The organism is Mesorhizobium sp. YIM 152430 (genome assembly GCF_029210365.1).
In the GTDB taxonomy this organism is placed as follows: Bacteria; Pseudomonadota; Alphaproteobacteria; order Rhizobiales; family Rhizobiaceae; genus Aliihoeflea.
This window is the reverse complement of record NZ_JARGES010000015.1, coordinates 153,101-164,941: the sequence shown is the minus strand read 5'-3', so window position 1 is coordinate 164,941 and position 11,841 is coordinate 153,101. Positions and strand designations below refer to the sequence as shown.

Genomic DNA, 11,841 nt, shown 5'->3' with positions numbered 1-11,841 from the left:
CCCATGTCGAAACTGCGCTATGCGATCATCGGTTCGGGCATGATGGGGCAGGAGCATATCCGCAACATCATGCTTCTGCCCGAGGCGGAAATCGTCGCCGTCAGCGACCCGGACGAGGGAATGCGCGAGCGCGCAGCGGCGCTTGCCGGCGGGGCGCGGCAGTTCAGCGACCATCGCGCGCTGATGGATGCGGGGCTCGCCGACGTGCTGGTCATCGCCAGCCCCAACCATACGCATCACGACATCCTGCTCGACGTTCTGCCGACGGACCTGCCCATCCTGGTCGAAAAGCCGCTCTGTTCGACGGCCGAGACGAGCCGGCACATCCTCGCCGCGGCTGCGGGGCGAAAGGCGCCGGTCTGGGTGGCGATGGAATATCGCTACATGCCGCCGATCGCGCGGATGATCGAGGAAATCCGCGCCGGGACGATCGGCGAGACCAGGATGCTGACGATCCGCGAGCACCGGTTTCCGTTCCTGCACAAGGTCGGGCACTGGAACCGTTTTGCGGCCGAGACCGGCGGGACGCTGGTGGAAAAATGCTGCCACTTCTTCGACCTGATGCGGCTCGTCACGCAGTCGGAACCGGTGCGGATCTATGCGTCGGGGGGGCAGGACGTGAACCACAAGGACGAGACCTATGACGGCCGCGCGCCGGACATTCTCGACAATGCCTATGTGATCGCCGATTTCGCCAACGGGATGCGCGCAATGCTGGAATTGTGCATGTTTTCGGAAGGAAGCTGGTTCCAGGAGCATGTCTCGGCAATGGGTTCTGCGGGCAAGATCGAAGCCTTCGTGCCGGGGCCGGCGCGGTTCTGGCCGGGCACGGGCGAGCGCGCGGCCGAGATCGTCATCTCGCCGCGTGAGCCGAAGGGGCCACAGCGGCGCGTGATCGAGGTCGACCCGGAAATCCTCGCCGCCGGCGACCATCACGGCTCCACCTTCTATCAGCATCGCCTGTTCCGGCAGATGGTGCTGGACGGCGGCGAGCCGGAAGTGTCGCTGGAGGATGGGCTGCGCTCGGTCGAGATGGGCGCGGCGGCGGAACTTTCCGCGCGCACGGGGCAGGCGGTGGAGTTTGCGGAAGGGTGGCGCGACCGTCAGGTCGCGTGATCTACTTCAAATCCGACAGATAATGATGCGCTTCGGTGAGGCAGCGGGAGATGCGCCATTCGACGATGCGGTCGTCGAGGCCGACGGCGCGGCGGTCGACTTCGAGCAGCGGCATCCCGAACGGGCAATTGAGATGACGGGCGTCGTGCGCGTCGGCGCCGACGGCCTTCAGCTTCTCCACCGCGCGCGCTACGGTGACGCCGTATCGGCTGGAATAAAGGCCGTAGACATTGTTGGGGATGGTCTCGAAGCGGTCGAGTTCGGGGAAGATTTCGGCGGGGAGGACGATGCGCTCGATGATCAGCGGCTTTTCGCCGAGCGTGCGGCGGCGGACGAGACGCCAGACGGGCTCATCCGCAGCGATCGCCAGCGCGTCGGCCTCCGACGCATTTGACGCGCCGCTTTCCAGTGACAGGACCGTGCTGTCGGGAAACTCGCGCTTGCCTTCATCGGCCGTCAGCTTGAAAAACTGGAACAGGATGCGTTCGTCGTCATAGGATGTGACGAAGGTGCCGCGCCCCTGCCGGCGGACGAGCAGATTGTCGAGCGTCATTTCGTGCAGCGCCTTGCGCACGGTGCCCTGGGAGACGTTCAGTTCCTCGGCGATCTGGAATTCGTTGGGGATCGACTGGCCCGGCTGCCAGCGGCCATCAGCGATGCGGGCGACGAGCAGCGCCTTCACACGCTTGTAGAGCGGCTGATAGCCGAGCTTGCCTGTCCGCTCGGCGCGAAAGCGCGCTTCCTGGACATCGCCGTCCGTTTCGTCCATCTGCGCACCAGTCATCCGCTTCTCCGCCAAGTAACCTTCGATTCCCCGCCTGGCTCGACGAACCCCTTGACGAAACCGGGTGCATGTCCGACGGATTGCGTCGTGGGTCTTTTATCTTATACAAGAGCCATCGCCGTGCTGCCAGCGTCGGCTTTGCGTTTTTCGAGGAGGTCAGGATGGCGATCCCCCGTTTGCCCGTTGACGGGCCCCAGCACAATGCCGTCGCCATCGAAGGGCTGACGGCGGGCACGAAGATGCAATCCGTCGTCATGCATGATCATTCCAGTTTCGGGCTGAAGGTCAACGGGCGCAACATGGCGGCAGAGGCGCTCTGGTGCCGCGAGTTTCCGATGGCCAACCTCTATCGCAGCGCGTGAACATGACCGACATCGTCATCTGCGAATTCATGGACGAAGCGGCGGTCGCGCGGCTGACGGCGCGGTTCGACACGCTCTACGATCCGAAACTGGTCGACGTGCCGGAGCGTCTGGCCGAGGCTGTCCGGCCGGCGCGGGCGCTGGTCGTGCGCAACCGGACGCAGGTTCGCGGTGCGCTTCTGGACGGAGCCGGCAACCTCAAGGTCGTCGGCCGGCTGGGCGTCGGGCTCGACAATATCGACATGGAGGCGTGTTCGGCGCGCGGGATCGTCGTGCATCCGGCGACCGGGGCCAACAATCTCGCCGTCGCCGAATATGTCATTGCCAATGCGATGCTGCTTCTGCGCCGGGCCTACGCATCGAGCGAAGCGGTGGCGGCGGGGAAATGGCCGCGCCAGAAGATGATGGGGCGCGAACTCGCCGGCAAGACGCTCGGCCTGATCGGCTTCGGCGCGATCGCGCAGGAAGTGGCGTGGCGGGCGCATGACTACGGCATGGGCCTCGTCGCCTACGACCCGCATCTCGATGCAGGCCATCCGGCCTGGCAGGTGGCCCGCAACGTTTCGCTCGACGGGCTGATGGAGCTTGCCGACGTCGTTTCGCTGCATGTGCCGCTGACCGAGGCGACGCGGCACATGATCGACGCGCGGCGGCTCGGGCTGATGAAGCGCGACGCGATCCTGATCAATGCCGCGCGCGGCGGCGTCGTCGACGAGGCGGCGCTGGCCGATGCGCTGCGTGACGGGAAGCTTGGAGGGGCTGCGCTCGACGTCTTCGAAGCCGAGCCGCTGACGGCAGAGGACGGCGCGAAGTTCAAGGGGCTTTCCAATCTCGTCCTGACGCCGCATATCGCGGGCGTGACGGAGGAATCGAATGTGCGCGTCTCCGACATGATCGCGGATCTCGTGATCGCGCATCTGGAGACGCAGGAATGAACGAGCAGGTGCTGACGGTCGGCGAGGCACACGCGTTGATCGCCGCCGCACTGACGGCGTCGGACACGTCGGTCGAGAACGCCGATGCGGTCGCGCGGGCGCTGGTCGGCGCAGAACTGGTCGGGCAGGGCGGGCACGGTTTGAGGCGGGTGCCGGCCTATGCGGCGCAGGCGCGGGCCGGCAAGGTCAAGGGCCATGCGGCGGTGCGCGCCGAGCGCGTGCGGCCGGGAGCGGTGAAGATCGATGCCGGGTTCGGCTTTGCCTATCCGGCGCTGGAACTCGCCAATGCGCAACTCGCCGAGATGGCACCAAGGCAGGGGATCGCGATTGCCGGCATCCGCCGCTCGCACCATGCCGGCGTCGCCGGGCTTGCCGTGGAAGCGCTGGCCGCGCGTGGGCTGGTGGCGCTGATGTTCGCCAATGCACCGGCGGCGATGGCGCCATGGGGCGGGCGTCGCCCGCTCTTCGGCACCGATCCGATCGCCTTTGCCTGCCCGAGCGAAGGCGGCGATCCGATCGTCGTCGACGTGTCGCTCTCCAAGGTGGCGCGCGGCAAGATCATGGCCGCGAACCAGAAGGGCGAGGCCATTCCCGAAGGCTGGGCGCTCGATGCCGACGGCAGGCCGACCACCGACGCCAAGGCGGCGCTTTCCGGCACGATGATCCCGCTCGGCGACGCCAAGGGCACGGCACTGGCGCTGATGGTCGAACTCTTGTGCGCCGGGCTGACCGGTGCGAATTACGGCTATGAGCAGACCTCGTTCTTCGACGCGGCGGGCGATCCGCCGGGGACGGGACAGGCGATCATCGCCATCGATCCGGGCGTCTTCGGCGCTCACGCGCTGGCGCGGTTCGCCGAAATGGCGGATCAAATCGCAGGCAGCGCGGGCGCGCGCGTACCCGGACATCGCCGCATCGCGCTGCGCGAAAGACTGACGGCGGACGGCATTGCAGTCGAGCAGGCGCTGATCGACGAGATCGGCGCGATCAGTGCCGCATGAGGATCGAGGAATTCGCCCGCACGCCGGATGGCGAGACAGTCAAGCGGATCACCATCGCTGGCGGCGGACTGACGGCCAAGGTTCTGACCTGGGGCGCCTTGGTGCAGGATCTGCGCCTTGCCGGCCATGAACCGCCACTGGTGCTCGGCTTTGAGCGCTTCGAGGATTATCCCGTCCGCTCGCCCTTCTTCGGCGCGATTGCGGGACGCTATGCCAACCGGATCAGGCACGGCCGGTTCGAACTGGATGGCCGGACCGTGCAGGTGGACACCAATTTCCTCGGCAAGCATTTGCTTCACGGCGGCGTCAAGGGAACCGGCAAGCGCGTCTGGTCGATCGCGGAGGCGGGTTCCGATTTCGTCCGGCTGACGCTTGCCGACCGCAATGGCGAGATGGGCTTTCCGGGCAATCTCGACATCGAATGTGTCTACAGGCTCGAGGATGGCGCGCTGAAGGTGGGACTGACGGCCCGCACCGACTCCCCGACGCTGTGCAATCTGGCCCATCACTCCTATTTCAACCTCGACGATGGCGGTGTGGGCGACGTGCTCGACCATCGGCTGATGATCGACGCCGAGCGCTATGTGCCCGTCGACGAGGAGTGGATTCCGACAGGCGGCACGGAACCGGTCGCGGGCGGACCGTTCGATTTTCGACAGATCCGCAGGATCGCGTGGGACCAGGACAGCGTACCTTTCGTCTACGACCATAATTGGTGTCTCGCCGATGCAAGACGACCGCTGACGCGCGCGGCTCGGCTGGAGGGCGCGCAGTCAGGTTTGGCGATGGAGGTCTGGACGAGCGAGCCGGGCCTCCAGTTCTATGCCGGCCACAAACTCGCCATCGAAGGGGGCGGGCTGGACGGGCGCAGCTACGGCGCATTTTCCGGCCTTTGCCTAGAACCCCAGATATGGCCCGATGCGCCGAACAATCCCGACTTTCCGCAGGCGCTGCTGCGGCCGGGCGAGGTCTACCGGCAGGCGACCGAATACCGGTTCTCGAAATAGGTGCATTCGCTTTCGAACTGCATTAGAACAATCGAAAACGAAAGCAGACTGCGGCCATGTTTCTTCTTCCTCGTCATGCCGAAATCGTGCAACTCGCCAAGGACAGCGGGCGCGTCCTCGTCGATGACCTCGCGGTTCGCTTCGACGTCTCGCCGCAGACGATCCGCAAGGATCTGAACGAGCTTTGCGACAAGCGTCTTCTCGCGCGCATCCATGGCGGGGCGGTGATCCCGTCGGGCATCGAGAACATGGAATACGAGGCGCGGCGCCGGATCGCGGCCGACGAGAAGCAGGCGATCGGCCGTGCGGCCGCGGCCCTCATCCCCGACAACGCCTCCCTCTTCATCAATATCGGCACGACGACCGAAGCCGTCAGCGAGGCGCTGGGCGACCACAAGGGGCTGATGGTCATCACCAACAACATCAACGTCGCCAACCGGATGCGCGTGCAGCCCTCGATCGAGGTGGTGATCGCGGGCGGCGTGGTGCGCGGCTCGGATGGCGGCGTGGTGGGCGAGGCGGCGGTCGATTTCTTCCGCCAGTTCAAGGCCGACTATGCGGTGATCGGAACCTCCGCGATCGACGAGGACGGGGCGCTGCTCGATTTCGACTTTCGCGAAGTGAAAGTCGCGCAGGCGATCATCGCCAATGCACGGCACGTCATCCTCGTCGCCGATTCGACCAAGTTCGAGCGCACCGCGCCTGTTCGCATCGCGCATCTGTCGCAGGTTTCGAGCTTCGTCACCGACAGGTGCCCGAACGGCGAGATCAGGCGCGTTTGCAAGGAAGCCGGCGTGCAATTGGTGGAAACCAGCCAATAGCGCAGGGACCGGCGGCGGCGCGCCCCTTGGATTTCGACGATGTTTCATTTAGATTTCGTTTGATTTCGAAATCGGATAATCGACGTGCCTGACGAGACGACCCACGACATCTTCATCATCGGTGGCGGCATCAACGGATGTGGGATCGCGCGGGATGCCGCCGGTCGCGGCTATTCGGTGTTTCTGGCCGAGATGAACGATCTGGCGAGCGGCACCTCGTCCTGGTCGACCAAGCTGATCCATGGCGGGCTGCGCTATCTCGAACATTACGAGTTCCGGCTGGTACGCGAAGCGCTGGAAGAGCGCGAAATTCTCTGGGCGAACGCACCGCACATCATCTGGCCGATGCGTTTCGTCCTGCCGCACCACAGGGGCTTGCGACCGGCCTGGCTCCTGCGGCTCGGTCTTTTCCTCTACGACCATATCGGCGGGCGCAAGCTGTTGCCGAAAACGCGCGTCCTCGACATGACGACCGATCCGGCAGGCCGGCCTTTGAAACCGCTTTTCTCGAAGGCATTCGAGTATTCGGATTGCGGGGTCGATGACGCGCGGCTCGTCGTGCTCAACGCGCGCGACGCCGCCGACAAGGGCGCGGTCATCCGCACGCGGACCAAGGTGGTTTCGGCAAGGCGTGAGGGCGATAGCTGGTCGGTCGGGATCGAGGACCAGAAGACGGGCCGCCGCGAGGCGGTGCGCGCGCGGCTTCTCGTCAATGCTGGCGGGCCGTGGGTCGACCATGTGCTCGCCGAGACGGTGGGGCGTGGGGACGTTCACAACGTGCGGCTCGTCCAGGGCAGCCATATCGTCGTGAGGAAGAAGTTCGACGATCCCCGCGCCTATTTCTTCCAGAATGCCGACGGGCGGATCATCTTCGCCATTCCCTATCACGACGACTTCACCATGATCGGGACGACCGACCAGGATTATGACGGCGACCCGAAGGACGTCGCGATCAGCGAGGCGGAGATCGACTATCTGATCGCCTCGGCGAGCGAATATTTCGCCGAGCCGGTGCGGCGCGAGGACATCGTCTGGACCTTCTCGGGCGTGCGCCCGCTTTATGACGACGGCGCGTCGAAGGCGCAGGAGGCGACGCGCGACTATGTGTTGAAAGCCGATACGGACGGCGCGCCGCTGATCAACATCTTCGGCGGCAAGATCACCACCTATCGGCGGCTGGCCGAATCCATGCTGGCGAAGATCGAGGGACTGATCGGAACCAAGGGCCGACCCTGGACGCAAAATACGACGCTGCCGGGCGGCGACTTCGCGGTCGGCACGTTCGACGAGACGGTGCGCAAGCTGCAAGCCGATTATGCGTTTTTAGGCAAGGATCACGCGCGGCGGCTGACCCGGCTCTACGGCACGCGGGTGCGCACGATCCTCGGTTCGGCGACATCGCGCGACGATCTGGGGCGTCACTTCGGCTCCGACCTCTATGAGGCGGAAATCTGCTATCTGATGGCGCATGAGTGGGCGATGACCGCCGAGGACGTGTTGTGGCGACGCACCAAGCGCGGTCTGGTGGTGTCCGAAGGCGATGTCGCGCGACTTCAGACCTTCATGGGCGGGCTTGCCGAGGCGGCCTGACAGACCAGAATCGGGGAGAATTTCATGGGCGGGTTCGTTCTCGCGATCGACCAGGGCACGACATCGAGCCGGGCGATCGTCTTCGACGGCGAGATGAAGATCGCCGGCGTCGGGCAGCAGGAATTCACGCAGCATTTCCCGCAGTCCGGCTGGGTCGAGCACGATGCCGACGAGATCTGGGAGAGCGTCGTCGCGGTGGTGAAGACGGCGCTCGACAAGGCTGGCATCGGCGCATCCGACATCGCCGCGATCGGCATCACCAACCAGCGCGAGACAGTCGTCGTCTGGGAGAAGGCGACGGGCAGGCCCATTCACAACGCAATCGTCTGGCAGGACCGGCGCACGGCCGCGATCTGCCATGAGATGAAGGAAAAGGGCCTCGAAGAGGTCTTTGCCGAAAAGACCGGGTTGCTGCTCGACCCTTACTTTTCCGGCACCAAGCTCGCCTGGCTGCTCGACAATGTGGAGGGTGCGCGGGCGCGGGCCGAGGCGGGCGAACTTCTGGCCGGCACGATGGATGCCTTCCTGATCTGGAAACTGACGGGCGAGGCGGCGCATGTCACCGACGCGACCAACGCCTCGCGCACGCTGCTCTTCAATATCGAGACGAATGCATGGGATGACGAACTGGCAGGGCTGCTGAACGTGCCGCTTTCGATGCTGCCGGAGGTCATGGACAGCGCGGCCGATTTCGGCGTGACGAAGGCGTCGCTGTTCGGCGCGGCGATCCCGATCCTGGGCGTTGCCGGCGACCAGCAGGCGGCGACGATCGGCCAGGCGTGTTTCCAGCCGGGCATGATGAAATCCACCTATGGGACGGGCTGTTTCGCCGTGCTCAACACCGGGGAGACGCTGGTGCGCTCGAAGAACCGGCTGTTGACGACCATCGCCTATCGGCTCGACGGGCGCACGACCTATGCGCTGGAAGGCTCGATCTTCGTGGCCGGCGCCGCGGTGCAGTGGCTGCGCGACGGGATCAGGGTGATCGGCAAGGCCGAGGAAAGCGGACAACTGGCGGCCGAGGCGGACGAGAGCCAACAGGTGTATCTCGTGCCGGCCTTCGTCGGGCTCGGCGCGCCGCACTGGGACGCGGATGCGCGCGGCGCGATTTTCGGCCTGACGCGCAGCACCGGCCCGGCAGAGTTCGCCCGCGCCGCCCTCGAATCCGTCGCGTTCCAGACGCGCGACCTGCTCGACGCGATGAGGAAGGACTGGGCGGATGCCTCGGGGCAGACGGTGCTGAGGGTCGATGGCGGCATGGTCGCCTCCGACTGGACGATGCAGCGCCTCGCCGACATCCTCGACGCGCCGGTCGACCGGCCGACGATCCTGGAAACGACGGCGCTGGGAGCGGCATGGCTGGCGGGATCGCGCGCCGGGGTCTGGCCGGGGATGGCGGAGTTTTCGCAGGCGTGGAAGCTCGATCACCGGTTCGAGCCGGCGATGGCGGACGGACTTAGGGAGACGAAGCTGGCGGGGTGGCGGGATGCGGTTAGGCGGACGTTGAGCTAGCCCTTCGGCTCCAGCGCAGCCAGACCCGTCGGCGCGAAGATCAGGCCGCATTCGTCATGGGCGATGTGGGCGGTGATGCCGAAGACGTCGCGCAGGCGCTCCCCGGTCATGATGTCGGCGGGCCTGCCTTCGGCGACGATGCGGCCTTCCGCCATCACGACGAGACGGTCGCACCAGCGGGCAGCGAGGGTCAGGTCGTGGAGGGAGACGAGGATTGCGCGGCGTTGGCCGGCGAGGCGGCGCAAGGCGGCCATCATCGTCATCTGATGCGCGGGGTCGAGCCCGGAGACGGGTTCGTCGGCAAGCAGGACCGGCGTCGTCTGCGCCATCGCGCGGGCGGCGAGGACGCGGGCCTGTTCGCCGCCGGAGAGTTCGGTGACGGGGCGATCCGCAAGTGCCGCGACATCCATGGCCTCCATGGCATCTGTGACGATGGCGAGGTCCTTTTGCGACAGCGCGCCGAGGCCGCGCCAAGGGCTGCGGCCGAGGCGGACGACGTTCTCCACCGATAGCGGCCAGGCGATGGCGCGGGCCTGCGGCAGGAATGCGATGTGGCGCGCGCGGGCGCGGTCGCTCATGGCGGCGAGGTTGTCGCCGTCGAGTTCGACGGTGCCGGAGAAGGGAAGCAGGCCGGACAGAGCGCGCATCAAAGTCGATTTGCCGGCGCCGTTGGGGCCGAGAAGGCCGACCACTTCGCCGGGTTCCAGTGCCATGGAAACGTCATGAAGGATGGCGCGGCCGGAGAGGCTGACGAAGAGGTTGCGGGCGGCGAGCATCAGAAGAGCTCCCGCCGGGCGCGCACGACGAGCCAGAGGAAGAAGGGTGCGCCGATCAGCGCTGTCAGGACGCCAACATTGAGCTCGCGCGTCGGCACGACGAGGCGCGCGGCGATGTCGGCGGCCAGAAGCAGCGCACCGCCGCCGAGCGCGCTGGGGACGAGGAGGCTCGAGGGCAGGCGGTCGGTGAAGGGACGCACGAGATGTGGGACGACGAGGCCGATGAAGCCGATGGCGCCGGCGACCGCCGTGCCCGCGCCGACGGCAAGGGCGGTGCCGAGCACGACCAGAAGCCGCGTCGCCGAGAGGCGGATGCCGAGGCTGGACGCAGCTTCCTCGCCCAGCGACAGCGCGTCGAGCGCGCGGGCGGAGGCGGCGAGCAGCAGCCAGCCAAGCGCCATCAGCGGCAGCGCCAGCCAGACATGGCTCATCGAGCGGTCGCGCAGCGAGCCGAGCAGCCAGAAGATGATCTCGTAGGAGGCGAAGGGGTTGGGCGAAAGGTTCAGCACCAGCGAGGTCAGCGCGCCGGTGAGGCTTGTCAGAGCGACGCCGGCGAGGATGAGCGTGAGCGTCGCGCCGTTGCGCGCGGCGATGGCGAGGAGAAGGACGACGGACAGGGCCGCGCCCGCGAGCGCGCCGGCCGGCAGCGCATAGAGCGAGGCGCCGGCAAGGCCGGTGTAAAAGATGGCGACGGCGCCGAAGGAAGCCGACGAGGTGACGCCGATCAGGCCGGGCTCGGCGAGCGGATTGCGCAGCAAGCCCTGAAGCACCGCGCCGGCGAGGCCGAGGCTGATGCCGATGGTGAGCGCGAGGAGCGCGCGGGGGAGGCGGATTTCCTGCATGATGATCATCGCCGCCTCGTCGCCGCCGGCAAAGAGGCCGGAAAAGCTCGACCTGAGGTCGAGATCGGCGGGGCCGACGAGCAGCGAGGCGGCAGTCAGGATGAGGCAGGCAAGGCCGAGGATCGCGTTCAGCATCGCGCCTTCTACCGCGCCGGATCGCAGGAAGCGATCTCTTCGCGCAACTCGGTCAAGGCGCGCACCGCCTCGATGACGAACGGCCCGCCGCAGGCCCAGGCACCGCGCGGCACGAAGGCGCCGATGCGCGAGGTTTCGAGCGCGCGCAAGGCAGGATGGTGAGCGATCTGGTCGGCGAGGGCAGGGGCATCAGTCATCGGCTCGGAGACGACGACGATGTCGGGCTGGTGCGAGACGAGGTGTTCGAGCGGCAGCGGCGTCATGGCCGAATAGCCGAGTTCGGTCGCCAGATTGGTGAAGCCGGCGGCGTCGATGACGCTGTCGGCGAGCGTGCCTTCGCCGAGGACGACGCCGTTCTGTTCGTAAGCGATGGCGGTCGGCTTCATGGTGCATTGGCGGGCGCGCAGGTCGGCGAGGTCGCGCTCGTAGGCCGATGCGATGGTTTCGGCCCTGGCGTCCTGGCCGATGAGTGCGCCCATGCGGCGGATCTCACCGGGGATGGTGTCGACGGACTGGTCGTAGGCGAATTCCTCGACGGCGAAGTCGAGCGTTTCGAGGAGGCTCGTCGTGTTGTGGAGCGAGAAGGTGCCGGTGACGACGAGGTCGGGCCTGGCGAGGAAGACTTCTTCGGCGCGGCCGCTGTTCTTCGGGTAGGGTGCGGCCTCGGCGTGGAGGTAGGAGAGGGAGGGGTCGAGGGAGAGGTCGGAGAGGGAAACGATCTGCTCGGTCTCGGCGAGGAGGAGGACGAGTTGATCGGTGCAGACGTTCATCGACATGATGCGAGGGAGGTCGGCGGCGGGGGCTGTTGATGACAGGGCGCTGACGATAGCCGTCAGCAGCATTGCCCTGCGGCGCCCCCCTCTGGGCTGCCAGACGCCCTGGCCCGAGCCACGGGTCTCGGCCCGTCCTACGGCCCCCCCGCAGGGGGGAAGATTATCCGCGGCGAGGACGAGATTGATC

At 66.5% G+C, this 11,841-nt stretch carries 12 protein-coding genes; 8 read left to right on the top strand and 4 right to left on the bottom strand.

The genetic code is table 11. The annotated features are described in order from the left end of the window. The first annotated feature begins 3 nt into the window (after positions 1-3). On the top strand, positions 4-1,116 hold the full coding sequence (locus tag PZ895_RS01555; RefSeq protein ID WP_275837269.1) for a Gfo/Idh/MocA family oxidoreductase: 1,113 nt from the start codon (positions 4-6) through the stop codon (positions 1,114-1,116). 1 nt (position 1,117) lies between these two features. Here PZ895_RS01555 and PZ895_RS01550 read toward each other — a convergent pair whose 3' ends face one another. Further along, positions 1,118-1,900, bottom strand: a complete 783-nt coding sequence (locus PZ895_RS01550) for a GntR family transcriptional regulator (RefSeq protein WP_275837268.1) — start codon at positions 1,898-1,900, stop codon at positions 1,118-1,120. Between the two features lie 161 nt (positions 1,901-2,061). On the opposite strand from PZ895_RS01550, the gene PZ895_RS01545 reads away from it, so the two are divergent. From PZ895_RS01545 to glpK, 7 genes are all read left to right on the top strand, one after another. Further along, positions 2,062-2,262: a hypothetical protein gene (locus PZ895_RS01545; protein ID WP_275837267.1), complete on the top strand. Its 201-nt coding sequence runs from the start codon at positions 2,062-2,064 to the stop codon at positions 2,260-2,262. 2 nt (positions 2,263-2,264) lie between these two features. Continuing rightward, the gene (locus PZ895_RS01540) at positions 2,265-3,197 is read left to right on the top strand and encodes a hydroxyacid dehydrogenase (RefSeq protein ID WP_275837266.1); all 933 of its coding nucleotides are present in this window, start codon (positions 2,265-2,267) and stop codon (positions 3,195-3,197) included. Next, complete coding sequence (locus PZ895_RS01535) at positions 3,194-4,198, top strand: Ldh family oxidoreductase (protein WP_275837265.1); 1,005 nt, start codon at positions 3,194-3,196, stop codon at positions 4,196-4,198. The genes PZ895_RS01540 and PZ895_RS01535 overlap by 4 nt, the downstream gene beginning before the upstream one ends. Beyond that, the gene (locus PZ895_RS01530) at positions 4,195-5,205 is read left to right on the top strand and encodes an aldose epimerase family protein (RefSeq protein WP_275837264.1); all 1,011 of its coding nucleotides are present in this window, start codon (positions 4,195-4,197) and stop codon (positions 5,203-5,205) included. Before PZ895_RS01535 ends, PZ895_RS01530 begins: the two co-directional genes overlap by 4 nt. Positions 5,206-5,261: 56 nt before the next feature. Then, positions 5,262-6,026: a DeoR/GlpR family DNA-binding transcription regulator gene (locus PZ895_RS01525; RefSeq protein WP_275837263.1), complete on the top strand. Its 765-nt coding sequence runs from the start codon at positions 5,262-5,264 to the stop codon at positions 6,024-6,026. Positions 6,027-6,110: 84 nt separating this feature from the next. Then, positions 6,111-7,616, top strand: coding sequence for a glycerol-3-phosphate dehydrogenase (gene glpD, locus PZ895_RS01520; RefSeq protein WP_275837262.1), 1,506 nt, complete (start codon positions 6,111-6,113; stop codon positions 7,614-7,616). Positions 7,617-7,640: 24 nt separating this feature from the next. Then, positions 7,641-9,128: a glycerol kinase GlpK gene (gene glpK, locus PZ895_RS01515; protein ID WP_275837261.1), complete on the top strand. Its 1,488-nt coding sequence runs from the start codon at positions 7,641-7,643 to the stop codon at positions 9,126-9,128. Here the strand turns inward: glpK and PZ895_RS01510 are convergent. Genes PZ895_RS01510 through PZ895_RS01500 form a run of 3 tightly spaced genes read right to left on the bottom strand, consistent with a single transcriptional unit; the run spans position 9,125 to position 11,723 of the window. After that, positions 9,125-9,904: a heme ABC transporter ATP-binding protein gene (locus PZ895_RS01510; protein WP_275837260.1), complete on the bottom strand. Its 780-nt coding sequence runs from the start codon at positions 9,902-9,904 to the stop codon at positions 9,125-9,127. The two genes, glpK and PZ895_RS01510, sit on opposite strands and share 4 nt — an antisense overlap. Then, complete coding sequence (locus tag PZ895_RS01505) at positions 9,904-10,881, bottom strand: iron ABC transporter permease (RefSeq protein ID WP_275837259.1); 978 nt, start codon at positions 10,879-10,881, stop codon at positions 9,904-9,906. The genes PZ895_RS01510 and PZ895_RS01505 overlap by 1 nt, the downstream gene beginning before the upstream one ends. A gap of 8 nt (positions 10,882-10,889) precedes the next feature. Then, the gene (locus PZ895_RS01500) at positions 10,890-11,723 is read right to left on the bottom strand and encodes an ABC transporter substrate-binding protein (RefSeq protein ID WP_275837258.1); all 834 of its coding nucleotides are present in this window, start codon (positions 11,721-11,723) and stop codon (positions 10,890-10,892) included. Positions 11,724-11,841: the final 118 nt, after the last annotated feature.